Genomic DNA, 25,170 nt, shown 5'->3' with positions numbered 1-25,170 from the left:
CGGGACGCTTTTTTCTTCTGCTTAGTTAATTCATTAAGCAGTCAATTCTTTTACTGCAGCTACTACAGCTTCAGTTGTAATACCAAAGAATTGGAACAAATCTTTCGCTGGTGCTGACTCACCATAAGTTGACATACCAATTACTTTGCCATCAAGACCAACAAACTTCCACCAGTAGTCAACATGAGCTGCTTCAACCGCAACACGTGCACGGATATGAGCTGGTAATACAGCTGCACGATATGCAGCGTCTTGTTTCATAAACTCTTCTGCACATGGCATAGAAACTACACGCACACCTTCAAGCTGAGCATAAGCTTCCATTGCTAAAGAAACTTCAGAACCAGTAGCAATAATAATTGCTTTCAACTCGCCTTTCTCTTGAGCAAGAACATAACCACCTTTTGCTGCATTCTGAATTTGTTCTTCAGTACGCGTTTGGAATGGCAAGTTTTGACGAGAGAAAATAAGTGCTGTAGGGCCATCTTTACGCTCTAAAGCAGATTTCCATGCAATTGCTGTTTCAACAGTATCAGCAGGACGCCAAGTATTTAAGTTTGGTGTACCACGTAAAGAAGCAATTTGTTCAATTGGTTGGTGTGTTGGACCATCTTCACCTAAACCAATTGAGTCATGTGTATAAACATGAATTACACGTTGTTTCATCAATGCAGACATACGCACTGCGTTACGTGCATATTCCATAAACATTAAGAATGTTGCCACGTAAGGAATGAAACCGCCATGTAATGCAACACCATTTGCAATTGCAGTCATACCAAACTCACGTACACCATAGTACACGTAGTTACCAGCTGGGTTTTCTTGAACACCTTGGCAACCTTTCCAAAGTGTTAAGTTAGAACCAGCCAAGTCCGCAGAACCACCTAATAATTCAGGTAATAAAGGACCAAATGCTTGTAATGTATTTTGACTTGCTTTACGAGTTGCTACAGTTTCAGCTTTAGCATTTGTCTCACGAATAAACGCATCTGCTTGAGCTGAAAACTCTGCTGGTAAATCACCGTTAATACGACGAAGTAACTCAGCTGCTTCTGTAGGATATTTTGCTTGGTATTGAGCAAATACTTCATTCCAAGCTGCTTCAGCTTCATTACCTTTTGCTTTAGCATCCCATGCAGCATATACATCAGCAGGAATAACAAATGCTTCTTCAGTCCAACCTAAAGCTTCACGAGTTAAGGTAATTTCATCTTTACCTAACGGCGCACCGTGACAATCTTCTTTACCTTGTTTGTTTGGAGAACCTAAACCAATAATTGTTTTACAAATAATAATCGTTGGTTTTTGAGTTTCAGCTTTAGCTTCAACTGTTGCTTGACGAATAGCATCAGCATCATGGCCATCTACACGAAGAACTTGCCAGCCATAAGCTTTGAAACGCTCTTCAGTATCATCACTAAACCAGCCTTCTACTTCACCATCAATCGAAATGCCGTTGTCATCATAATAAGCAATCAATTTACCAAGCTGTAAAGTACCTGCCAATGAACATACTTCGTGAGAAATACCTTCCATCAAACAGCCGTCACCCAAGAAACAATAAGTGAAGTGATCAACTACTTTTAAATCATCTTTATTGAATTGAGCAGCTAAAGTTTTTTCAGCCAATGCAAAGCCAACAGCATTTGCAATACCTTGACCTAAAGGACCAGTCGTTGTTTCGATGCCTGGTGCATAACCATATTCAGGGTGACCAGGAGTTTTTGAATGCAATTGACGGAATTGTTTTAAATCTTCAATTGAAAGATCATAACCTGTTAAATGAAGCAAAGCATATTGCAACATTGAACCATGACCATTTGACAAAACAAAACGGTCACGGTTTGCCCATTGTGGATTAGTTGGGTTGTGATTTAAAAACTCGCGCCAGACGACATCAGCAATATCTGCCATCCCCATTGGAGCACCTGGATGCCCTGAGTTTGCCTGTTGCACAGCATCCATTGCCAATACACGAATTGCGTTTGCAATACGACGTTCGTTTAAAGGGGTCGTCATAGATCAGAATCCAATTTTAATAGATTGATGAAAAGAAGATGATGAATAACCATTCAATGCCGCTATATTGTCTTAAAAAAACGCCTAGGGGTAAACCCCAACACGGTATATTTCTTTATTTTTAACCTTTTCTTGGTTACTCAAAAAACATTTAGCTTCTTAAGCTGTGTAAAACAATACTATTTATGGGTAGTTCTATCCTCAACATTTGTCGAGATACCCCCCTTTGATCAGCATATAAAGTTATATTTATTCTGTTTAATTATAGTCTTTCGCTTCATAGTCGAAATTTTTTGGTTAATATTTAATAAAATCAAATGTTTAAAATTTAGACATTTTTTTAAATTTTTTATATAAAAATAATTAATTTTCATCTAGCTATATCAATTTCCCTGATACTCTTATCAATTAAAACATAGTAGAAATGAAAGAAATTCATGCTTTTTAGTCAGTATGAACTGGTCCTCAAGCTCAAGTCGATGTAACATATTATGTCTTTTTGAAATAACCAAGATAGGACTTTCATGCGCGAGTACGCTGTTTTTACCTCGGAATCTGTAAGCGAAGGTCATCCCGATAAAATGGCCGACCAAATTAGCGACGCTATTTTGGATGCAATCTTAAAAGAAGACCCATACGCACGTGTTGCTTGTGAAACACTGGTAAAAACAGGCGCTGTTGTACTTGCAGGTGAAATCACAACAACTGCGAATATTGATGTAGAAGCTGTAGTTCGCCAAACTGTTAACGGTATCGGCTATCACCATTCAGATCTAGGCTTTGATGGATCAACTTGTGCCGTAATCAACATGATTGGTAAACAATCACCTGAGATTGCACAAGGTGTAGATCGCCAAAAACCTGAAGATCAAGGTGCTGGTGACCAAGGTTTAATGTTTGGTTATGCAAGTCGCGAAACTGACGTGCTTATGCCAGCTCCTATTTCTTATGCTCACCGTTTAATGGAGCGTCAAGCTGAGCTCCGTCGTTCAGGTGCATTACCATGGTTACGTCCAGATGCAAAAAGTCAGGTTACTTTTGCGTATGAAAATGGCAAGCCTGTACGTTTAGACGCAGTAGTACTTTCTACTCAACATGATCCTGAAATTACTCAAACTCAGCTTAAAGAAGCTGTAATTGAAGAAATTATCAAACCGATCATCCCTGCTGAAATGTTCCATGCAGCCACTAAATTCCATATTAACCCGACTGGTATGTTTGTTATCGGTGGCCCTGTAGGTGACTGTGGTTTAACAGGTCGTAAAATCATTGTTGATACTTATGGTGGTATGGCTCGTCACGGCGGTGGTGCATTCTCTGGTAAAGATCCATCTAAAGTAGACCGTTCAGCTGCTTACGCTGGTCGTTATGTTGCTAAAAATATTGTTGCGGCTGGTCTTGCTGACAAATGTGAAATTCAGGTGAGTTATGCAATTGGTGTTGCAGAACCAACTTCTATTTCAATCAATACTTTTGGTACTGCAAAAGTTTCTGATGAGTTAATTATCCAATTAGTACGTGAGCATTTTGATTTACGTCCATTTGGTATTACTCGTATGCTTAACTTAATTCAACCAATGTATAAACAGACAGCTGCTTACGGTCATTTTGGTCGTGAAGGTTCAGATTCTGCATTCACATGGGAAAAAACTGACAAAGTTGAAGTACTTAAAGATGCTGCGGGCCTTTAGGCCCTATATATTAAAAGCCCGCTTAATGCGGGCTTTTTTATTATTTTTTATATTTTGTTAAAATTAAGCAATAAACTTTCCAACACACATTATTTAAAAGTATGTAGCAAATTAAGCACTACTACTGTTTCGTAGTTTTATCACCTTCATTTAGTACATCTAATAAAGTCGATTGGGTAGGTGTATCCTGATGATTTTGTATATAAATATGGACAACTTTGAATACAACAACTACTGCCAAACAAGCCATCACACAAAACATCCATAACCCATAAGGACTACGAATATGATGTGAACCACAATATGGACATGATTTGTCAGTTGATGCCACAACTTTGTCACAACACGCACAATGATATTGATATAGCATAGGTAACCCTCCTTCCCTCACTTCAACCGTTGTTGTTTTAATAGGTTTGCTACAATTTTTAATTTATACATCCTTTATATTTATCCTATGTGAAATGAAAAGAGAATTCAATCTGAATGAACAATGCGTTCATTTTTAAAAACTTTAGTTTATACAATGAGATAAATTAAATATTATTTTTTCTATACTATTTTTCTTATTTTGATATTTTGCTGAATTTGTTAAAATACATGAATAGTTCATTTTCTAGGCCAATCCATGTCACACACCCAACTCATTAATAAAGGTGGCTTTCGTGAAAGAGCCAATAGAAGCCGGAAATATCAACAATCTGAAAACAAGCAGACAGCTCTACCTTCAAACAAGTATCAACCTCAGACGAAGTCAGAAGAAAATTCAACTGTAATAGCTCAAGCTGGAACAGATAATGCTGATTGTTCAAATTAATAATCGATAGAATATTAAAAAAGGCCTAATCATTTAAGATTTAGGCCTTTTATTTTTATATAAGGAATTAATCAATCCTTATTTTTATGTTCAATTTTCTTATGGTCTGGGGTAACTTCTCTCGCTTCGCCATCGATAATGCTGGAGTCACCACGGTATTGATTGCCACCTTGTGAGTTCTGCATATCCTGCATTTGACGCATTAAATCAGCAAATGGGTTTTGACCAGCACCTGCTCCGCCCATGCCACCCATCATTTTTTCCATCATTGCTTGCTGACGCTTTGCAAGTGTTCTCATTGCGATATTACGAAACGCAGTTTGCACGCCTGGAATTAGAATTAAAAGCGCTAACACATCAGATACCACACCAGGCACCATCAATAAAAAACCTGCAAAAGCATATGCTAGTTTTTTAGTTACTGTCGGATCACTGCCTAATTGCCCGGTCATCTGCATTTGTTGTAATTGCGGCATAATACCAGCCGTACTTTTGCGAATAAGCGTAAGACCAATAAAGAAAGCAATAATGAACCAGAAAAACACATACCATCCACTGATGAACTGTGCTACGCCAATCCATACGGCAATTTCAACAATCGCGCCCAGAACCACAATAAGAAGTAAATTCATGTAAAACTTTATCTATCTCAAAAAGAAAATTCATTGCAGTTTTAGCTATCTAATCCATGAACCATTTTCAGTTGAAAATACGGATTAAAGAGCTTGTAGTGAAGCTTAGGCAATGTTTTCTTTTAACCTAAAAACATGGCTAAACCCAAATGCTGCAATACTATTAATAAGACTGATTTAAATTAATAAAATAGCCATACTTTATTATTAATGAGTGCTATAACAACTTTATCAAGTGTTTTTTCTACAAGATTGTAATTTTTTCATAAATTGAGCTCTTTTATTATATGAAATAAGTGGTTTTACATGAAAAGAGATTAGAACTATTAGGTATTTTATAAATCCATGCTATGACTCAGTTCAAATTTTCTTACTTTGAACTGAGCCGTTGTCTACCCAAAAATTCAATAATTTATCCATCCACTGGTTCAAATGGTGTATTTAAAATTAGCTGATAAAATGCAGCATCTAACCATTGTCCAAATTTAAAGCCTACCTGTTTAAAAGTACCTGCATGTGTGAACCCGAGTTTTTCGTGGAGTCCAATACTGGCTTGATTTGTCGCATCAATACAACCAATCAATACATGAATCTGAGCCTCTTGAGCCCGCTGAATTAACGCTTGCATTAAAACTTTACTTAAACCACAGCCCCGATGTTCATGATGAATATAGATACTATGCTCAACCGTATACTTATAAGCCGGAAAAGCTCTGAAAGCTCCCCAACTAGCAAATCCTAATAACTTACCTGACTCATCTACAGCCCCGATTACAGGAAAACTATTTCCGGTTTTTACCGAAAACCAAGTTTTCATTGAATCAAGCGAACGCGGTACATAGTCATACAATGCTGTAGAATTAACAATTGCCTCATTTAAAATCTCTAATATAGCTGCCGCATGTTCTGCTTCATTACAATCAATTAAACGAAAATTAGAATCGAGGGAATAGTTCATGAAGATTCCTTAAGAGCAGACACGAGTTGATTAGAGACGACTAAAATATAGCGAGCGACTTGTGATGAATTATTGCTATATATGACAGGTTGATCTAATTGCATAGCTAAGCAATCCCCTTCGCCCAATGCATAAGAGTTTTTGCCCAGTTGAATATCAATTTGCCCTTCAACTACCCAAATTTGCTGTTGTACTACTTTAGAGCTTTCACTAATTTCATACGTAATTCGAGCATGAGGAGGGAATTCAATTTCAACAATTTGAAATGGTAGTTTTAAATTTGGTGGTGAGACAGTACGGCGAACATATCCAGTTTCCGGATCTTGCCACTCAGCTTGTTCATTTCGGCAAATAAATGGTTGAGGAGATGGACTAGTTGTTTCGTTCGTAAAAATTTTAGTTAAAGGTACTTCTAGACCATTGGCTAGTTTTTCAAGAACAACTGCCGTTGGACTCGTTTCCCCTCTTTCAATTAAAGAAATAGCTGAACGGCTAACTTGGCATCGGGCAGCTAGCACATCCAAAGTATATCCACGTGCTAAACGCAGCTCTCGTATTCGATGTGCAATCCTGATGTTGATATCATCCATCGACCAGACTCAATTCCATATTTATAGATAAGCATTCCATTAAACTAGAATTGTATCAAGTGATCTTAGACCAATTACGATTAAGGTCCAAAAAGTACCTAACAAAATATACATCAGTAGGGTTAGAAATCGAAAAATAACCATTTATATCAGCATTGGTTAAATTACTTATGCAGAACCTTTTTGGCTATGCAACAATACTCTCTAAACTATTTATGTAAGTCTACACATGGCATTGATTATTGGAATTGACCCAGGTTCACGCTTAACAGGTTACGGAATCATTGAAAAAGATGGTAGTAAACTACGTTTTGTCGATGCTGGTACAATCCGAACAGAAACTCAAGAAATGCCAGAGCGCTTAAAGCGTATTTTCGCTGGCGTTGAGCGAATTGTGAAATTTCATGGCCCAACTGAAGCTGCGGTTGAACAAGTTTTTATGGCACAAAATCCGGACTCTGCTTTAAAACTAGGGCAAGCCCGAGGAGCTGCAATAGCCGCCTTAGTTAATTTAGATTTACAAGTTGCAGAATATACAGCCCGTCAAATAAAACAATCCGTAGTGGGTTATGGTGCTGCCGATAAAGAGCAAGTACAAATGATGGTCATGCGTTTACTCAACCTAACTATTAAACCTCAAGCCGATGCAGCTGATGCTCTTGCTGCTGCGATTTGCCATGCCCATGCTTCAGGAAGTATGAGTAAACTTTCTGTCTTGAATGCTTTAGGTGGTATGGCACGTGGACGCAGCCGTTCGAGTAGCCGTAGACGTTAAAGCTTTATTGATTATTTACTACTCGAGTAATTGCCTGATTCATTTCATAAGCTTGTAAACCACGTATTCCGTTTTTTGCCAGTTGGTCCCCTGCCTGAGCATGAAGAGTTACAATCTCATGTAATGCAATACCTTTGTGGAACTGGGCTTTTAAGCTTGTGATCATACCCGCTAATATGTCTCCCATGCCGCCCGTTCCCATACCAGCATTACCTTGGGTACAAATATATAACTTATTCTCTAAAATTAAGCTGCCAGCACCTTTCAGCACCCATTGAGCCGCATATTTTTGTTGCAACGCATAAATAGCAGTAATTCGGTCATTTTCAATTTTCGCTGTAGAACAATCCAATAAAGTAGCGGCTTCTCCGGGATGTGGAGTTGCATAAATATGTGCACCCAATTTTTTAGGTTGTTTGGCAAGAAACCATAGTGCATCTGCATCTAATACAACCTCCAAATGTGAGTCATGATTTAAATAATCGAACCACTGTTGATAGATTTGCTGTGCCCATTCATCACGCCCTAAGCCCATGCCAAAACATACTGCATCAACCTGAGATAAAATCTCTTTAATACTGTTTTCATCGAAATTATTAATGTCACGAAGCATAATATTTGGAGCTCTCGACAAAATAGCCTGATGATGGTTTCGGTGACAAACTACCGTAACTTTGCCTGCTCCTGCATGAAAGGCAGCTTCAGCAGCCATAATGACAGCCCCGCCCATTTGCTCATGACCACCTATCACCAAAACATGTCCATAACTTCCCTTATGACCAAAAGCCAAACGTTTAGGAAGTCTGATATGTGTTGGCGTCAAGTAAGCAAGAGGTTTCAGGTCTTGGTCTACTGGAATTAAATTAATTAAATGAATTTTCCCCGCATACTCTTTACCTTGGCCTGTAAATAATCCAGCTTTAAGCCCTAAAACAGTAAATGTATGATCAACCCTTACAGCACAAGGTAAGACTCGTCCTGTATTTGCATGTAAGCCACTTGGTATATCAATTGAAATTTTTAACCCAGCTTGCTCGTTAAACTGTTGAATAGAATGTTGCCAATAATCATTTAACTCTCGATTTAAACCAATCCCAAATAACGCATCAATATGACAATCAAATGTTCTGTGTACCTCAAAACCTTGATGTATTTGGACATGATTTGCCTTAGCAAAATGGGCAGCATGGTGTAAATCGGCTGACTCGCCCAATTCGGCCGCAAATATTTCAACATATAACCCTGCTTCCTTGAGATAACTTGCTATAAAGTAGCCATCACCAGCGTTATTACCTTGTCCACACCAAACAGCAATATTCTTAATATCTTGGTTTTGAAAAAGTACAATGAGTTGTTGAGTGATTGACCAAGCTGCTTGTTGCATTAAGCCTAATGATGAGTTTTGCGCAGCAAACCAACGTTGCTCCCATGCCTGGATATCTTGGCTATGGTAAACTACTGCCTGCATATTCTTATCCTCTTGCATTTTTCGGTTTTATGACATCTTCCAACACATCACGCATTGCAGTGCAACAAATTGATCCACATGAATTAAAAGCATGGATCAAAGCTCAAGCATTAGACTTGGGTTTTGCTGATTGTGTCATTGCAAAACCAGATGCTCAAGAGCAAATGCCACGTTTTTTAGAGTACCTTGAACGTGGTTATCATGCAGATATGACATACCTAGAAGAAAATTTGGAAAAGCGGGCTGATCCGACTCTATTAGTTCCTGGTACAAAAAGTATTATTTGCGTGCGTATGAATTATTTGGTGGAATCACCAAAGCCAAGATATGTACCTTTTGAACCCAACTCTGCGATTATCGCCCGTTATGCTCGTGGTCGTGATTACCATAAGGTGATGCGAGGCAGATTAAAAACATTAGCTACACGTATCCGTGAAAAAGTGGGAGATTTTGAATCTCGCCCTTTTGCAGACTCCGCGCCGATATTTGAAAAATCATTAGCTGAAAGTGCTGGAATGGGCTGGACAGGTAAACATACTTTGCTCATTCATAAAAAGTCAGGTTCTTTCTTTGTCTTAGGTGAACTATTTACATCACTCGACTTACCTTTTGATAAACCTGCAACATCTCACTGTGGTTCTTGTAGTGCTTGTATTGATATTTGCCCAACTCAAGCGATTGTCGAACCTTATATGTTAGATGCTAGACGCTGTATTGCTTATTTAACAATCGAATATAAGGGAATTATTGATGAAGAATTACGTGCAGGTATTGGTAACCGAATATTTGGTTGTGATGACTGTCAATTAATTTGCCCGTGGAATAGCTTTGCTAAGACAGCTTCTATTACTGACTTTAACCCTAGACATGGTTTAGATAATATTAGTCTGCTTGATATCTGGCAGTGGGATGAAGCTACTTTTTTAGCCAATACAGAAGGTAGCCCAATACGACGCACAGGTTATCAGTCATTTAAGCGCAATATTGCTATCGGTTTAGGCAATGCACCGTACTCAAAAGAAATTGTAGATCAGCTACACAAAGGCAAAAATTTACATGACGAAATCGTCAATGTGCATATTGATTGGGCAATTGAACAGCAACTTAATCAACTTCAGCTCTCAAATTAAAAAAATGATGTTTTTTGCCCTATAGCTTTAATACGAATTCTGTATGATTATGTACAGTGAATTAATGCCATCATCATGGATATGACAATGACTCTACGTAATGATTGGACTCGTGAAGAAATCCAAGCTCTATATGAACAACCTTTTTTGGATTTAGTTTTTAAGGCTCAGCAAGTACACCGTGAGCACTTCACTGCCAATACAATTCAGGTCAGCACCCTTTTATCGATTAAAACGGGTAAATGTCCTGAAGATTGCAAATATTGCTCTCAATCTGCACATTACGATTCAAAATTAGAAGCAGAAAAACGTATTGCTGTTGAAAAAGTAATTAGCGAAGCAAAAGCTGCAAAAGATTCAGGTTCATCTCGTTTTTGTATGGGTGCTGCTTGGCGTAACCCACATGAACGCGATATGCCATATGTTTTAGAAATGGTACGTGAAGTTAAAGCATTAGGTATGGAAACCTGTATGACATTAGGTATGCTTAACCAATCACAAGCAGAACGCCTAAAAGATGCTGGTTTAGATTATTACAACCATAACCTAGATACTTCTCGTGAATACTATTCTCACATTATTAGCACACGTACTTTTGATGACCGTTTGAATACTCTGGATTATGTACGCCAAGCAGGTATGAAAGTATGTAGTGGTGGTATTGTTGGTTTGGGTGAAAGCCGTGAAGATCGAATCGGTTTATTACACGAGTTAGCAACCTTACCTATTCACCCAGAATCTGTGCCAATTAACATGCTTGTACCAATTGAAGGTACACCTCTAGCTGATGTTGAAAAACTAGATGTTATTGAATGGATCCGCACCATTGCGGTAGCACGTATTGTTATGCCGCATAGTTATATTCGTTTATCTGCTGGTCGTGAATCTTTAAGTGATTCAGATCAAGCTTTAGCATTTATGGCAGGTGCGAACTCACTGTTTTCGGGTGATAAATTGCTTACCACTCCAAATGCAGGTGAAGGTAAAGACCAAGCATTATTTAACAAACTTGGTTTAACTGCTGAAAAGCCAAAGCCAACTGTTTCTGATTTATCAGTAGATGCAATGAGTGCTTAACAGCATCAAGAATAAAAAAGCCCTGATCATTCAGGGCTTTTTTATTCATACAGAAGTTACTAATATTCCATAAGTAGCATTCAGGAAAGTTCCAACTCGAATAATATCCCTACCTGCTGCATGTGTAACCGATAATTCTTGGCTCAATACATCAAACTGAAAAGATTCAAAAACATCTTGATGGTTTAAAAGCCATAGAATGGTATCTGAAATATTTTCATCTGCGATATAAGTCAAAGCTTTGTAGTCTTTGCTCATGAATAACTCAAATAAAAAAAACAAGCAAATTTTATCTGAGATATTCAAAGCTTAAAAGAAATTTCCTTAGGCCGCTTTAGGGTTCACTAATGAGTGACCTGACAATAAGCTATTTAACGCTTTAGGTGAAAACTCTAAAGAAAGTACATGGCTCTTTAAATTAATCGAGTGTCTACTAATCAATGGCAAAAGCCCTTCTTCAGTTTCTAAAACATACTCATCAACAATATTCAAAATACCTTCCAAATTCGTTGTGCTAGATGCTAAGTCATGACTAAAGACGTCATAAATTGTTTGTAAGTTAAACGTCGTGTTCTGTTCTGTAGGATGTTTAAGTAAATAGTCCTTTAAGAATAAGACTAATTTATGAGCAAAGAAAAAATAATTCGGTTTATAACTGTATTTCATGCTGTTCATGGAAACAAACTCCAGAAGATCTTTTATTGAATCACAACTAAAACACTAGGAATTAAACCTTAAAAAATTCTTAAAAAAATAATTATGTTTATATAAGATACACAAAATAAATTTATTAATAAAAACAAAAAGTTAATCAAACAATATATACACATTTTATAAAGAAAAACTTAACTCAATTAAATTCAATAACTTAAATTAAACTTATTATCAATTTATTTTAAATAAAATAAATTTAATATATTTTACCATGTGGTATAAATCTAAATTACAAATCAATTATTCATTAAAAAATAACCAAACAAAATACATAAAAATATAATGTAATTCTTGTTTTTTAATTTAAAGGTGCTATATTTCCACCGCGTTACTTGATCAGAATAAAAGCACTGAAAAGTAATTAATCTATATTTATAGGATATTTCGGGGAATTCATGAAAAAATTTATTTTTATAGCGGTAGCTTCACTTTTTAATATTACAACAGTACAAGCAGCTGATGGTACGATTACTATTAATGGTCTAGTAACTGATAATACTTGTACGATTGAAACAGGTGATAAAAACCTTACAGTGAATTTACCAACAGTATCATCTCAATCTTTAAAAAATGTAGGAGATGTTGCTGGTCGTACACCTTTTCAAATTAATCTAACAAATTGCGCTTCTGCTGGAAAAGTTGCGACTTATTTTGAACCAGGAGCAACGGTTGATTTTAATACTGGACGTTTATTAAACCAAGCCACTTCTGGTGCAGCTGCTAATGTCAATATTCAACTATTAGGAAGCAATAACGCAGTAATTCCTGTACTTGCTAAAGGGGTTTCCGGTGCACAAGATAACTCTCAATGGGTAAATGTTTCTGCTGGTGGTAATGCGGATCTTAATTATTATGCTGAATATTATGCGACTGGTGTATCTACTGCGGGTACTGTAACTTCGCAAGTAAAATACACGATTATTTATCAATAATTTAAAGCCAGCTTCTATTATTAAATAGAAGCTCTATTTCATCTATTATTTATTATTGAGAATATGACTCATGCTTTTTCGTGGTCGTAAATTTTTTTGGGGAATGGCTTGCCTTCAAGCAGTACTTGCTAGTATAGGACATGCTGAAATAATACTGCATGGTACACGCGTAATATATCCATCGGATGCTCGAGAAGTTAGCTTACAACTAAGCAACAATGGTACAACACCCTCACTTGTTCAAGCTTGGATTGATGATGGAAATTCAAAATCGACTCCCGATGAGTCGAATGTACCCTTTATTATTACACCTCCTATTTCCAGAGTCGAACCCACTAAAGGCCAAACCTTACGAATTACTGCACTACCAAGTGCTTCTCAATTAAATCAAAATAAAGAAAGTATTTTCTGGCTTAACGTATTAGATATTCCACCAAAACCAGAAGGGAAAAAACAAGTAAATAATGAACCACTACCTAATAATTTTCTTCAATTAGCGATTCGATCACAAATTAAATTTTTTTATCGGCCAGCAAATTTAAAAGAAAATATTGATACATTTAGTGAAAAAATTCAGTGGGTGAAAAATGGGGAAATATTGCTTATTAAGAACCCTACTCCCTTCTACATTACAATGAGCTCAATTTTTCAAGAAGTAAATCATCAAAAAATAGATTTATTAAAACAAGGTTTAATGCTTTCTCCTTTTTCAGAAGACCAGATAAAACTTAAAAATAGCAATATAACGAATATGAGCTTTGTTTATATAAATGATTACGGCGGGCGAATTGAACAAACAATAAAGTTCTAAGCTTATTTACCTTTTTTGAAATTTAAACACCTATTTATGAATAGGCACAAAGACTATGTCAGAATGGTTCATACCCAGTACATGCTTTAAAAAGCGCACTAGTTATTATCTAGTATTAAGTATAGCGATTAATGTGCCATTAACTGTATATGCATCAGACAATATGAGTGGGCAAAATATACTAAAAGCTGACTTTGATACTAACTTTTTAGTAGGAAATGCACAGAAAATTGACATTGGTCGATTTAAATACGGCAACCCTATTTTACCTGGTGAATATAGTCTGGATGTATATATTAATGGCCAATGGCTAGGTAAACGAAAGTTTCTTTTTAAAACTACAAATTCGAATGAAAATGCAAAAACCTGTTTTACAGCAGATATGCTTTTAGAATATGGCGTTAAAACAGAAATTATTCATCGGGAAGCCAATAATTTACCTACCTGTAATGATCTAGAAAAATGGGTTAATGATGCTTTTTATCAATTTGATACCTCGCGTCTGAGACTTGATATTTCGATCCCTCAGGTTGCTTTGCAAAAAAATGCTCAAGGATACGTCGACCCACGTTTATGGGATCGGGGTATAAACGCTGCTTTTTTTGCATACAATGCTTCTGCATATCGTATTGTAAGTAATGACCATGAAACAAATCATGCTTTTATGGGTACAAACGTCGGGATAAATCTCTATGACTGGCAATTACGCCATAGTGGGCAGTGGAAATGGCAAGATCATAACGAAATTCCAAAAAAGACTTCTTTCTATACATCAAACAATACATATGCCCAAAAAGCATTTCCTAAGTTTAATAGTGTCGTTACTTTAGGTGATTACTTTACCAATAGTAATTTTTTTGATGCCTTACCTTATCGCGGAATTAACGTAGCAAGTGATGATCGCATGCTGCCTAACAGCATGCTTGGATATGCGCCACAAATTCGGGGTTATGCAAAGACTAATGCAAAAGTTGAAGTGCGCCAACAGGGAAATTTAATTTATCAAACTACTGTTACTCCTGGAAGTTTTGAAATTAATGATCTTTATCCGACAGGTTTTGGTGGTGAACTACAAGTTTCTATATACGAGACGAATGGAGAGATTCAAAAGTTCTCTATTCCCTATGCTTCTGTAGTAGAGATGCTTCGCCCAAAGATGAGTCGTTATTCTTTTACTCTAGGACAATTTAGAGATGCTAATATCAATTTAAATCCATGGCTAGTACAAGGTAAATATCAACGAGGCATTAATAACTATTTAACAAGTTATACTGGGTTTCAGGCAACCGAACACTACCAGTCTTTTCTGATAGGTAGCGCATTTGCAACTCCAATTGGTGCAATTGCAGTTGATGCAACTCAATCGAAAGCTAATTTTGATCAAAAACCAACACTAAAAGGGCAAAGTTACCGTTTAAGTTATAATCGACTATTTACGCCAACGAATACAAATTTAACTTTAGCAACCTACAGATACTCGACCGAAAATTATTTGAAATTAAGAGATTCAATTTTAATTCAAGATTTACAACAACGAAATATTGATAGTTTTTCTGTAGGAAAACAAAAAAGTGAATTTCAGATCACATTAAATCAAAGTCTTCCAAATCAATGGGGCAATTTTTATTTAGTGGGTTCATGGATTAATTACTGGAATCAGCCTAATCGCAATCAACAATTTCAATTTGGTTATAGTAATCAATTTAAAGATTTGACTTACAGCATTTCTGCAATTACTCATGAGCTTGATCTCGAAGATCAACAGACTAGTCACGAAACGCAGTATTTATTGTCTTTGTCTTTTCCACTCAAATTTAAGAAAAACACAATTAATTTTAATAGCTCTATTTCTGAAGATAGCAAAACTGTAGGGATGAGTGGTTATATCGGAAACCGCTTTGATTATGGCACGTCCGTTTCATACCTAGATCAAGGACAAAGCAGTGTAAATATTAATGGTACCTACCGTAGTAATTACACAACTATAGGTGCGTCATTTAGCCAATCCGATGCATATCAGCAGGAAATGATCAATTTAAATGGAAGTGTGGTTGCTCATTCTCAAGGGCTTTTATTTGGACCAGATCAAGTGCAAACCATGGTATTGGTCTATGCCCCCGAAGCCACAGGTGCCCGAGTCGGCAATACATCTGGACTAAACATTAATAAACATGGTTATGCTGTAATCCCTTATGTTACGCCCTATCGCTTAAATGACATTAGCCTTGACCCTCAAGGGATGCCATCAAATGTTGAACTTTCAGAAACAAGTCACCGTATTGCACCTTATGCAGGATCAATAACCAGAGTCAATTTCTCCACAAAAACGGGCTATGCACTTTTTATTAGTACTCAAACTCCTAATGGTGGTCACCTACCATTTGCTGCACAAGTGTTTAACCAGAATAACGAAGTAGTTGGAATGGTAGCCCAAGGTAGTCGTATTTATTTACGTACGCCCCTGTCTCATGATCATCTTTATGTGAAGTGGGGAGAAAGTAATACCGAAGAATGTCAACTTGAATATGACATTCAATCAAAAATCTCACAGGAAAAACAATCAATTATTATGACAGAGGCAATCTGCAAATGAAAAAAATACTTATTCAAAGTGGTTTATTAATCACTAATTTCTTTATTTACAACCAAGCAAATGCAAACTGTACTTTAAGTAAAGGTTTTACTACAGTTGATATTCCAATAACGATTGGCACCATTGTGGTTCGTCCAAATGATCCTGTAGGCACAGTTTTACAAAAGAATACTTTTACCATTTCACCCAATAATTCTACTGCAACGTGTAACCGCCCTGGTGACCAAATTATAGCGGCTCTACCTCTAAATTATCCAATTAGTCCAATAGGCAATAATGTTTACGCCACAAATATACCGGGTATAGGTATTCGAATTTACCGTGAGGCAACTGACTCTTCAAACTCTTCTGTTTATTACCCTTATAAGCTTACATTGACACCTCATACAGCATATACACTTTCGCCAGGCTATATTGTTTTGGAAGTGATTAAAACTGCTACCACTACTGGTTCTGGTGCATTAGTGGCTGGCCGTTATAGTACTTACTATGTAACAGGTCAACAAAATCGCCCCTTCTTAACAACTACAGTATTAGGTAGTTCACCTATTCTCATTGCATCATCATCTTGTGAAATTCAAAATGGTGTAGATACGGTTGTTGAACTTCCGACTGTGACAAAATCAGGCTTTCGAGCTATCGGAACAACTCAAGGTGAGAAAAACTTTAACCTATCCATTCTTTGTAATGGTGGCGAGAATAACTCCGGTATACCTACAAGTAACACATTGAGTTTAAGCTTTGACTACAATTCCGATGCTGCAAACAGTCAGGTTATTAGTAATAGTGCTGCTGAATCAACTAAAGCGAACGGTGTTGGTGTAGAACTTCTATGGAATATGAATGGTGCAAATAGTACGATTCAAAAAGGAAATAAACTAGGTATTGGTACTATAGGCTCCAACCAAACAGTTCAATATGATGTGCCATTAACTGCACGTTACTACCAAACTGCTGCCAATGTAACGGCGGGAGAAGTCAAAGCTAATGCCACCGTCACGATTCAATATGATTAGAGGCAATTTCATTCTTTCTGACTACTGAATCTTAAGAAGAGGTAGTTAGATACGTTGAAGAATAAAGTTATTTTGACTAATTTTTAACTAATACTAAAAGAATCATTTTTTGATATAAATTATTTTTTAAATTTTACTAACAAATAAATTAAAAAAATGCTCATAAGCGAATAAAGCCAATGAGCATTAGTGATAACCACTTAACCTGAAATACAAATTGTGGGAAATATATCACAATTTGCATGACTATAATTTCAAAATTTAGCTTAAATATCAAGTCTTTTTTTTAACAAAAGTTTGATAAAACTATTTAACCAGTTAATTTTAAACAAAAATTAATTAAAAATAAAATTTAGAATCCCTATTCTACAGACTTTCTAAAGAATTATCATTCGATTAATTAAGAAAATATGAATTTTATAGAGATTAATGTGCAGTAAAATTAAAAAGTGGTTTAGGTAGAATGTTTGAGTTAAAGCCCTAACTTCAAATTATGTAATTCTCTGAACTATAAAGCTTTACATAACCTATAAGAAAAAAAACATAAACAAATCGGGAAATATTCTTCAATTACAGCCTAAATCCCAGTTTTTATTACAAAACAGCATGCTTATTTTTTGGAAAATCTTTTGTATTTTATTATTAAGTTTAGGGGCTTTCGGAGTTGGTTTAGGTATTAGTCATTTAGACTTTTTCTTATTTTTTATTGGGATACTTTTTCTATTGTGTTTTTTTCTAGCCCTAAAGCAAGCGCGTGAAGATGCAGGGATTTTCCCGGATGAATAAAAATTTCTTTAATTTAATAGGTACATAAGGAAAAACAGAGTTAAACAAAATTTAAAATTAAACTCTAAATGGTTCAAAACAATTCAAAAGAAAATCCATCACTACTCTTACCACAGGACTACTCCTTAGATCTTCATGGATGACCAACCAAATTTCAGCGCTCATCGGGTCATTATCTGGTAATTTTATCAAATTGCCTTGTTGGCCTAAAAAGTCAGGTAGAACGGCTAAACCTACTCCGCCGCATGCAGCTCTCCATTGCAACTCAGGATGATTAGTAACCATGAGCGGGTCTTTATTATTCAATTTTTCTTTTAATTTTTGTTGTTTCTGTCCATGTACACCACCGACCTCCACACTAATCCACTCATAATTTTCTTGATTCGTTGAAGCCAAATAACTTGGAGTAGCATATATTCCAAAAGGGATTTCTCCGACTTTACGAGCAACTAAATATTCATCTTTAGGTCGCCCAAATCTTACGGCAATGTCAGCCTCTCTATGCTGCAAAGATACATAATGAACATCTCCAAGTACACGCAGTTTTAATTGTGGATAATGACGATAAAACTTTCCGAGATGAGGCATGATTAGATGAGCAGCAGTTAACGGAGGCATACTAATAGAAACAGTCCCCGTAACCTCCTGCTGTCCAGCCAGAGCAAGTCGCTCAATAGAAAATGTCTCTTCCATCATACGTGCCACTACTTGGGCAAGCTGCTCGCCTTCAGATGTTAAAACGTAAGTGCGGGGTCTACGATCAACTAATTTTAATTTTAAGCTCTGTTCTAACTGAGCAATTCTTCTTGCAACAGTGGCATGGTCAACCCTTAACTTTCTTGCCGCAGCTGAAAGTGATTTTTCTTCAGAAAAAACTGAAAAATAATGTAAATTTTCCCAATCTATCATTGTGCAAATTTTCACATTAGAGATGAATTAATATGGAATTGTACACCTTTAAGTGATTACTCAGAATAGAGACATTCTTTTTCGGAGCCCTATCATGAATAAAACGGTGGTTTATGCCTACACAGGTGTTGTAATAACGATGCTTTTTTGGGGCTCAGCATTTAATGCGATGTCTTATATTATCCAATCGATGCCTCCTCTTTCGGCAGCAGCTGAGCGTTTTACGCTTGCAAGCCTTGCTCTATTTATTATTTTTGCGGCCATGGGAAAATTACGTTGGGCTACTTTTCAGCAGAATTTATTTATCTATCTTATTATTGGAATTATAGGGATTGCTGGTTTTAATATAGGTTGTTTCTATGGCTTGCAAACAACATCAGCAGTCAATGGTGCCTTAATCATGGCAACCACACCATTGATCACTCTACTGCTAGCAATTTTACTTGATGGAGAAAAATTAACACTTCCTAAATTTATCGGAGTTGTATTTGGTTTAAGTGGTGTGCTTTTCGTTATTAGCCATGGGCATATTTCCACGTTACTTCATTTAAAAATAGCAATTGGTGACTTTTATATCTTACTTGGTGGTATCAGTTTTTGTTTAGCCAATGTGTTATCACGCCGGTATGTAAAAAATGCTACGCCTCTAGAAACTACAACGTTCTCTATGCTGTTCGGTGCTTTGACTCTAATCATACTAAGTCTAATTTTCGAGCACCCATTTAAAGCAGTTGTTATGGCGCCTATTACTGCACACTTAGCTATGGGATACGTCATTATTTGCTCTACTATGATTGCTTATTTATTTTGGTTTAACGGCATTCAAAAACTAGGCGCAGGTAGAGCATCAATCTTTTTTAACTTTGTTCCAGTTTTTAGTATGTTAGTTGCAATGTTAGCTGGTCAAACACTTAATATCTGGCAAATTATAGGTACTGCTTTAGTTATGCTAGGCGTGCTAAGTAGTAGCGGCTTTATTCAAATTAAACGCCGTCCTGCACTTATAACCAAGCCTTGTACTAAATAGTGATCACACAAATTCATCTTAATTATTGCGTTGTAACAAACAATGTATGTTTCTTTAAAACTTAACAAATGGCTGCCATATATAGTTTTAAAAACACAACAAGGAGAAATTAAGATGAATTTGGATTTTACAACAATCGAAAAACAGGCCCAATTGCTCAAAGAAGAGCAAGAGAAATTAGAACAGAAAGATCATGATTTTCAGTTAGCTTTAGACAAGCACCGAGAAGCATTAAAAGACTTATTTAAAGAACTATTTCACGATCGAGAAATTAAAACAGAAAAAGGAGGTCAATTTTGTGTCATATTTGGTGATTTTAAAATTTCTTTATTAATTGAAACAGCCAAATTTGAAAATGGTGTGCCCGTTAAATTAAACTCTGTGAACCCAATTATCGTTAAATTTAAGAAAGATAAACCAGTTGCCAAAGCTCAATTTTCCGATGCGACGCAATATCTAGATAGTGCATTTCAAACACCGCATTATCAGTACTACTATAAGCACGATGATAAAACCCAATTAGTTAAATTTTCGGAGTTACCCGTATTTTTTCAAGCCATTCTTGATGCTGAAGTCTAATTATCTGCCCTCATTAGAGGGCTTTTTTTATAGATTTTATTTACCGCTCACTTTCTCATCTTTATAAAAACACTCACCTCACCAGTCTACTGTTCTCACCACATCTAAATTTATGAGTACAAAAAATTAAAGCAATGATTTACCGAAACCATTGCTTCTTTTTGAAATAGCTTGTATATACATGTTTATATTTGTTTGTACAAAATGGATTCTAATAAAAGAAAAGCTCTTAAAGGATAAGGAGAGTGTTATGGACTCATCAACTGGAACATCGAAAAGTGGGTTTGTTGAAAACCGAAGTATTGACTTTATTCCTGAAAATGAAAGGCATGGCAGTATATTCGCCCAATTTACACTTTGGTTTGGTGCCAATTTACAGATTACAGCTATTGTCACGGGTGCATTAGCTGTCGTATTAGGTGGTGATGTATTTTGGTCAATCATTGGCTTATTTATTGGACAATGCTTTGGTGCTGCTGTCATGGCCTTGCATGCAGCTCAGGGACCCAAACTTGGCCTTCCCCAAATGATTTCCAGTCGGGTTCAATTTGGAGTGTATGGTGCATGTATTCCCATTATTCTGGTTTGCCTGATGTATATTGGCTTTACCGCAACTGGTGAAGTACTCGCTGGTAAAGCAATTGCACACCTTGCACAAGTCAGTAATACAACAGGTATTTTAATCTATGCTTGTTTTATTATTTTATTTGCAACTATTGGCTATCGCTTAATTCACTGGGTAGGAAAAGTCGCAAGTGTCATAGGTTTAATAGCTTTTATTATTATCCTTACTCAAATTTTAGCTCTCTCGAATATTTCAGAATTGCTTGCTGTACGCCATTTTAGCTGGCCATCTTTTTTATTGGCAGTTTCTCTTTCTGCTTCTTGGCAAATTTCATTCGGACCTTATGTAGCAGATTATTCTCGTTATTTACCTACAAAGACCTCTTCAAATCGGGTGTTTTGGGCAGTTGGCCTTGGGTCTTTAGTAGGTTCTCAAATTTCAATGATGCTTGGTGTATTCATTGCTCAAGTCTCGAATGGTGGTTTTGTTGGCAATGAAGTTCAGTACGTTGTAGGCATGAATCCAATCGCTCTTGTGATTACTTTTTTATATTTTAGTATTGCATTTGGAAAGGTCACTTTATCTACACTCAATGCTTATGGCAGTTTTATGTGTATTGCGACCATTTGGAACAGCTTTAAACCAAGTGCTCAAATTTCAAAATTAACGCGACTTACAATTGTTCTTGCAATGGTAATTATCTCAACATTTATTGCAGTTGTAGGTGAACATACTTTTTTAAGCGCATTCAAATCTTTTATTTTATTTCTTCTGACATTTTTCATTCCTTGGAGTGCAATTAATTTAGTTGATTACTATTTTATTTCTAAAGAAGAATGCGATGTAGATGCCTTATATGACCCAAATGGTAAATATGGCCGCTGGAACACGATTGGAATCGCTTGTTATTGTATTGGTATCTTACTTCAGTTGCCCTTTATTGATAGTAAATTCTATAAAGGACAAATTGCCGAAATGTTGGGTGGAGTCGATTTATCCTGGTTAGTGGGATTGTTATCCACTGCAGTTTTATATTATGTACTTGCCAAAAGAGCTCAAATAAAAATTTCAAAAGCTCTTGAACTTGAACGAGTAAAATAATGTGAAGACGAGATATCAAAGTCTAAATAACGCTTTGATATCTCATTAATATTTTTCTACTGTTGAGCAGTAGTTGGTTGTGCAGAGGCAGGCAATCCAAATAACTTATCGAATATCCAATTAAATATGAATGTATAAATTGGAATGATAATAATAAATGCAACATCTAACCAAAATGCAGCAACAAGAGAAATATCCATCCACCATGCAATAAGCGGAATTAAGAACATTACTAAAGTGATTTGAAAACCGATCGCATGCGCGATTCTACGTTTAACAGTGCGTGACTTATTCTCTTGTCGTGCTTCCCATTTTTCGTAAAGAATGTTGTAAATAAAATTCCATGTTACCGCAATTGTCGTAATCATGACTGAGAGCGGTCCCGTGTGCTCTACACTATCTCCGGCCAAAAGAGCTAAACCTACTGATGAAATCACCATTCCAATAATTTCATATGAGGACACATAAACAATACGACGCTTTAAACCTTGCATAACCAATCATCTTTTCTTACTTCTTTTTATTTTAGTTTCAGTTAAAATCACATATAAAGTTAACAGCTTTCAGTTTCACTGATATCAAAATGAATTTTAATAGCGAAAATATAGAGCTTTTCTTAAGTGTACTTGATACTGGATCTTTCTCGGCAGCGGCACGTAAGTTAAATCGAGTACCCTCCGCCGTGAGCATGGCTGTTGCCAATATTGAGGCAGAACTTGGTTACCTTTTGTTTGAACGTACTCACCGTAAAGTCATTCCTACTTCAGCGGCTTTAGCATTAGAGCCCCAAGCACGTATTATTGCTGAGCAGCTTAGGTTATTAAGTACCCATGCCTATGAGCTTTCGCTAGGACTTGAAAGTAAATTAAAAATTGGTGTTGTTTCAGATGCAAATACCAATTTACTTTTTAAAGCGATAAAAAAACTGGCTGATAAATTTCCCTTACTTAATGTAGAGATTATTACAGCCCCCCAAGACGATATTCTAAATTTGCTCTATACAGAAAATATTAACCTTTGTCTGGCAGGTTCTGATCTCAATATAAAAATGCGTGAAAGCTTACAATTAGTGATGAATGAAACTCTAGTTGCTACAATTTCTGTTCATCACCCACTTTTAAAACAAAATGATAAGTTAATCTCTATTGAAGAATTAATTAATGTTCGACAAATTGTAGTTGCAAGTAGTGAATTAAACATACAGGATTCACGTTCAATTGTTGGAGCAATGTACTGGAAAACCAATAGTTTACAGACCGCGATTAATATGGTTGAGGCTGGTTTAGGATGGGGAAATTTTCCTTTATCTTTGGTAAAAGAAAAAATTGAACAAGGACATTTAGTTCAACTAGATTTTAAAAATACAAAAAATCATTTACCTCTATCTATCTATCTCATCTGGCTCCAAGATAAACCATTATCAAAAGCAGCAAGAGAACTTGTTCAAATGATTCGAGCAAATTTATCTCATGCTGCTTATTAAAAACCGCCCTATAGGCGGTTTTTAGTGCTTATTTAGATTTATCAGCTTCAGCTTTATCATTCTTATGCTTATAACAATAGCCAAACATTGCACCTGCGCTGAAGAAAAACATTGCTTTTAACATGATGACACTCCTATGCCTCGTTTAGTGAAAATTAAACTTAGCATTTAGGTGTGTTTCACTTTGACTACTATTTAAATCAATTTTGTTCATAATGAAAATTTACGTGTCAATCTTTTTCAATTTATTAAAAAAAACCAAAAAAACTATTTATTTGATTCTATTAGATTAATTTTTTAAGAGATTTAGACTTGAGTTATCAATTAAAACAAAGCAAAAAGCCTATTCATGGTGAATAGGCTTCTTACTGTATTTCAGGACTAAGCAATAATAATAATTATCAAAAATACTCCACTACTGTATAAATTCCAAGTGTTTTAGTCAAGTATAAAATTCATCAATTACAAATAGTTGTAGGAAGTGTGAAAGAATATTCATTCTGTGTTTTACTGATAAAACTTACTGTAAAGTTATACTGATTTTAGAACCGGTCGTAGTCTTATTTTTTAATTTGCGAACTTCAAAATTTTTATAGATTGATAGTAATAGATTTAATAAATTGATCCTAGACAGTATCGTGGACAACAAATCCCTCTAAATTCTTAAAATATTTCTTCTCAAAGGCTTCAGGGCTTAACCAGCCATTTGCAGAATGTCTTCTGACCCGATTGTAATAAATCTCAATATAGTCAAACAAGACAGCATTCGCTTCTTTTCGAGTGGCAAACACACTGCCATGGACCACATGACCTTTCAATGTATGAAAGAAGCTTTCAGTCACTGCATTATCCCAACAGTTTCCACGTCTAGACATACTCTGAGTACAATCATTTGTCAGTAACAGCGCTCTAAAATCACGACTACAGTACTGTGAACCTTGGTCCGAATGAACCATAACACCAGTTGGATAACCCTGACGAGCCATTGCATAGTTAAACGTATCACACACCAACTGGCGGTCTATTCGATGGCTGGTTTGCCACCCCACGATACGACGACTAAATAGATCCAGCATCACACATAAATACAGCCAACCTTGCTTGGTACGGATATAGGTAATATCCGTTGTCCAAACCTTGTTAGGCTGAATGACTGTAAATTGACGCTCTAACAGATTGGGTGCTGTAGGCAAACGATGGTTTGAATCAGTCGTATGCTTGTATTTACGCGCAATCCTGCTGCGTAAACCCAGATTTTTCAGCATTCTTCCAACAGTGCGTTCACTCATGCTGTAACCTAAATCATGCATGTCATGTACCAATGAAGGTGCACCCAATCGTGCATGATGCTGCCAATATACGGCTTTTAAATCATTATATTTCTCTACCGTATTGGCCTGACGTTTTCGCCAGGCATAATAGCCTGAAGTGCTGACACCTAGGTATTTACAGGCAGAAGATACCGTGACTTCATTCATATCTAGATCTTGAATT

General features: G+C 36.2%; 25 protein-coding genes. 14 read left to right on the top strand and 11 right to left on the bottom strand.

Annotation, left to right across the window (positions count from 1 at the left end; translation table 11 throughout):
• Nucleotides 1-33 precede the first annotated feature (33 nt).
• Complete coding sequence (gene tkt / locus HMPREF0014_RS10845; protein ID WP_004887520.1) at nucleotides 34-2,022, bottom strand: transketolase; 1,989 nt, start codon at nucleotides 2,020-2,022, stop codon at nucleotides 34-36.
• 524 nt (nucleotides 2,023-2,546) lie between these two features.
• Here tkt and metK point away from each other — a divergent pair.
• Complete coding sequence (metK, locus tag HMPREF0014_RS10840) at nucleotides 2,547-3,713, top strand: methionine adenosyltransferase (RefSeq protein WP_002049844.1); 1,167 nt, start codon at nucleotides 2,547-2,549, stop codon at nucleotides 3,711-3,713.
• 121 nt (nucleotides 3,714-3,834) lie between these two features.
• Here metK and HMPREF0014_RS26145 read toward each other — a convergent pair whose 3' ends face one another.
• Nucleotides 3,835-4,083, bottom strand: a complete 249-nt coding sequence (locus tag HMPREF0014_RS26145) for a hypothetical protein (RefSeq protein ID WP_004702072.1) — start codon at nucleotides 4,081-4,083, stop codon at nucleotides 3,835-3,837.
• A 258-nt stretch (nucleotides 4,084-4,341) separates the two neighbouring features.
• Between HMPREF0014_RS26145 and HMPREF0014_RS10830 the strand changes: the two genes are divergently transcribed.
• A complete protein-coding gene (locus HMPREF0014_RS10830; protein WP_002050045.1) occupies nucleotides 4,342-4,530 on the top strand; it encodes a hypothetical protein in 189 nt (62 codons plus the stop codon).
• Nucleotides 4,531-4,601: 71 nt separating this feature from the next.
• On the opposite strand, the gene HMPREF0014_RS10825 is transcribed toward HMPREF0014_RS10830, so the two are convergent.
• From HMPREF0014_RS10825 to HMPREF0014_RS10815, 3 genes are all read right to left on the bottom strand, one after another.
• On the bottom strand, nucleotides 4,602-5,162 hold the full coding sequence (locus HMPREF0014_RS10825) for an FxsA family protein (RefSeq protein WP_004887522.1): 561 nt from the start codon (nucleotides 5,160-5,162) through the stop codon (nucleotides 4,602-4,604).
• 412 nt (nucleotides 5,163-5,574) lie between these two features.
• Nucleotides 5,575-6,120, bottom strand: coding sequence for a GNAT family N-acetyltransferase (locus tag HMPREF0014_RS10820; RefSeq protein WP_004709178.1), 546 nt, complete (start codon nucleotides 6,118-6,120; stop codon nucleotides 5,575-5,577).
• Nucleotides 6,117-6,710 (bottom strand): XRE family transcriptional regulator, encoded by a 594-nt coding sequence (locus HMPREF0014_RS10815; protein WP_004887524.1) that lies wholly within the window; start codon nucleotides 6,708-6,710, stop codon nucleotides 6,117-6,119. The genes HMPREF0014_RS10820 and HMPREF0014_RS10815 overlap by 4 nt, the downstream gene beginning before the upstream one ends.
• Before the next feature lie 229 nt (nucleotides 6,711-6,939).
• Here HMPREF0014_RS10815 and ruvC point away from each other — a divergent pair, with 229 nt between their 5' ends.
• On the top strand, nucleotides 6,940-7,485 hold the full coding sequence (gene ruvC / locus HMPREF0014_RS10810; RefSeq protein WP_002050094.1) for a crossover junction endodeoxyribonuclease RuvC: 546 nt from the start codon (nucleotides 6,940-6,942) through the stop codon (nucleotides 7,483-7,485).
• Nucleotides 7,486-7,489: 4 nt separating this feature from the next.
• On the opposite strand, the gene HMPREF0014_RS10805 is transcribed toward ruvC, so the two are convergent.
• Complete coding sequence (locus tag HMPREF0014_RS10805) at nucleotides 7,490-8,953, bottom strand: bifunctional ADP-dependent NAD(P)H-hydrate dehydratase/NAD(P)H-hydrate epimerase (RefSeq protein ID WP_004887526.1); 1,464 nt, start codon at nucleotides 8,951-8,953, stop codon at nucleotides 7,490-7,492.
• A 29-nt stretch (nucleotides 8,954-8,982) separates the two neighbouring features.
• Here HMPREF0014_RS10805 and queG point away from each other — a divergent pair, with 29 nt between their 5' ends.
• A complete protein-coding gene (queG, locus tag HMPREF0014_RS10800; protein ID WP_004887528.1) occupies nucleotides 8,983-10,083 on the top strand; it encodes a tRNA epoxyqueuosine(34) reductase QueG in 1,101 nt (366 codons plus the stop codon).
• Nucleotides 10,084-10,170: 87 nt separating this feature from the next.
• The gene (bioB, locus tag HMPREF0014_RS10795) at nucleotides 10,171-11,160 is read left to right on the top strand and encodes a biotin synthase BioB (RefSeq protein WP_002049782.1); all 990 of its coding nucleotides are present in this window, start codon (nucleotides 10,171-10,173) and stop codon (nucleotides 11,158-11,160) included.
• Nucleotides 11,161-11,205: 45 nt separating this feature from the next.
• Here the strand turns inward: bioB and HMPREF0014_RS10790 are convergent, their stop codons facing one another.
• Both HMPREF0014_RS10790 and HMPREF0014_RS10785 read right to left on the bottom strand, forming a co-directional pair.
• A complete protein-coding gene (locus tag HMPREF0014_RS10790) occupies nucleotides 11,206-11,418 on the bottom strand; it encodes a hypothetical protein (RefSeq protein ID WP_002050123.1) in 213 nt (70 codons plus the stop codon).
• 66 nt (nucleotides 11,419-11,484) lie between these two features.
• The gene (locus HMPREF0014_RS10785) at nucleotides 11,485-11,835 is read right to left on the bottom strand and encodes a hypothetical protein (protein ID WP_002049957.1); all 351 of its coding nucleotides are present in this window, start codon (nucleotides 11,833-11,835) and stop codon (nucleotides 11,485-11,487) included.
• A 434-nt stretch (nucleotides 11,836-12,269) separates the two neighbouring features.
• On the opposite strand from HMPREF0014_RS10785, the gene HMPREF0014_RS10780 reads away from it, so the two are divergent.
• From HMPREF0014_RS10780 to HMPREF0014_RS10760, 5 genes are all read left to right on the top strand, one after another.
• A complete protein-coding gene (locus HMPREF0014_RS10780; protein ID WP_006580773.1) occupies nucleotides 12,270-12,806 on the top strand; it encodes a fimbrial protein in 537 nt (178 codons plus the stop codon).
• Nucleotides 12,807-12,876: 70 nt separating this feature from the next.
• A complete protein-coding gene (locus HMPREF0014_RS10775) occupies nucleotides 12,877-13,617 on the top strand; it encodes a molecular chaperone (RefSeq protein WP_004887533.1) in 741 nt (246 codons plus the stop codon).
• A 55-nt stretch (nucleotides 13,618-13,672) separates the two neighbouring features.
• Nucleotides 13,673-16,210, top strand: coding sequence for a fimbria/pilus outer membrane usher protein (locus tag HMPREF0014_RS10770; protein ID WP_020992220.1), 2,538 nt, complete (start codon nucleotides 13,673-13,675; stop codon nucleotides 16,208-16,210).
• Complete coding sequence (locus tag HMPREF0014_RS10765; protein ID WP_004887537.1) at nucleotides 16,207-17,226, top strand: fimbrial protein; 1,020 nt, start codon at nucleotides 16,207-16,209, stop codon at nucleotides 17,224-17,226. Before HMPREF0014_RS10770 ends, HMPREF0014_RS10765 begins: the two co-directional genes overlap by 4 nt.
• Before the next feature lie 606 nt (nucleotides 17,227-17,832).
• A complete protein-coding gene (locus HMPREF0014_RS10760) occupies nucleotides 17,833-18,012 on the top strand; it encodes a hypothetical protein (protein WP_002049890.1) in 180 nt (59 codons plus the stop codon).
• A 57-nt stretch (nucleotides 18,013-18,069) separates the two neighbouring features.
• On the opposite strand, the gene HMPREF0014_RS10755 is transcribed toward HMPREF0014_RS10760, so the two are convergent.
• Nucleotides 18,070-18,921 (bottom strand): LysR family transcriptional regulator, encoded by an 852-nt coding sequence (locus HMPREF0014_RS10755; protein ID WP_002050142.1) that lies wholly within the window; start codon nucleotides 18,919-18,921, stop codon nucleotides 18,070-18,072.
• Between the two features lie 94 nt (nucleotides 18,922-19,015).
• On the opposite strand from HMPREF0014_RS10755, the gene HMPREF0014_RS10750 reads away from it, so the two are divergent.
• The 3 genes from HMPREF0014_RS10750 to HMPREF0014_RS10740 all read left to right on the top strand — a co-directional run bounded on the left by HMPREF0014_RS10750 (nucleotide 19,016) and on the right by HMPREF0014_RS10740 (nucleotide 22,193).
• A complete protein-coding gene (locus HMPREF0014_RS10750; RefSeq protein WP_002050245.1) occupies nucleotides 19,016-19,948 on the top strand; it encodes a DMT family transporter in 933 nt (310 codons plus the stop codon).
• A 114-nt stretch (nucleotides 19,949-20,062) separates the two neighbouring features.
• Complete coding sequence (locus HMPREF0014_RS10745) at nucleotides 20,063-20,527, top strand: hypothetical protein (protein ID WP_004887541.1); 465 nt, start codon at nucleotides 20,063-20,065, stop codon at nucleotides 20,525-20,527.
• A gap of 250 nt (nucleotides 20,528-20,777) precedes the next feature.
• Nucleotides 20,778-22,193, top strand: coding sequence for a cytosine permease (locus HMPREF0014_RS10740; RefSeq protein ID WP_004887543.1), 1,416 nt, complete (start codon nucleotides 20,778-20,780; stop codon nucleotides 22,191-22,193).
• 56 nt (nucleotides 22,194-22,249) lie between these two features.
• Here HMPREF0014_RS10740 and HMPREF0014_RS10735 read toward each other — a convergent pair whose 3' ends face one another.
• The gene (locus HMPREF0014_RS10735; protein ID WP_004887544.1) at nucleotides 22,250-22,687 is read right to left on the bottom strand and encodes a PACE efflux transporter; all 438 of its coding nucleotides are present in this window, start codon (nucleotides 22,685-22,687) and stop codon (nucleotides 22,250-22,252) included.
• An 89-nt stretch (nucleotides 22,688-22,776) separates the two neighbouring features.
• Here HMPREF0014_RS10735 and HMPREF0014_RS10730 point away from each other — a divergent pair, with 89 nt between their 5' ends.
• Complete coding sequence (locus tag HMPREF0014_RS10730) at nucleotides 22,777-23,676, top strand: LysR family transcriptional regulator (protein WP_004709197.1); 900 nt, start codon at nucleotides 22,777-22,779, stop codon at nucleotides 23,674-23,676.
• 626 nt (nucleotides 23,677-24,302) lie between these two features.
• On the opposite strand, the gene HMPREF0014_RS10725 is transcribed toward HMPREF0014_RS10730, so the two are convergent.
• Nucleotides 24,303-25,170, bottom strand: an 868-nt coding sequence (locus HMPREF0014_RS10725) for an IS3 family transposase (protein ID WP_082187643.1), incomplete at its 5' end; no start/stop codon positions are given.

The organism is Acinetobacter sp. RUH 2624 (assembly GCF_000162375.2).
Classification (GTDB): Bacteria; Pseudomonadota; Gammaproteobacteria; order Pseudomonadales; family Moraxellaceae; genus Acinetobacter; species Acinetobacter nosocomialis.
Note: the sequence above shows the minus strand (reverse complement) of the source record. Positions and strands in the feature narration are given on the sequence as shown.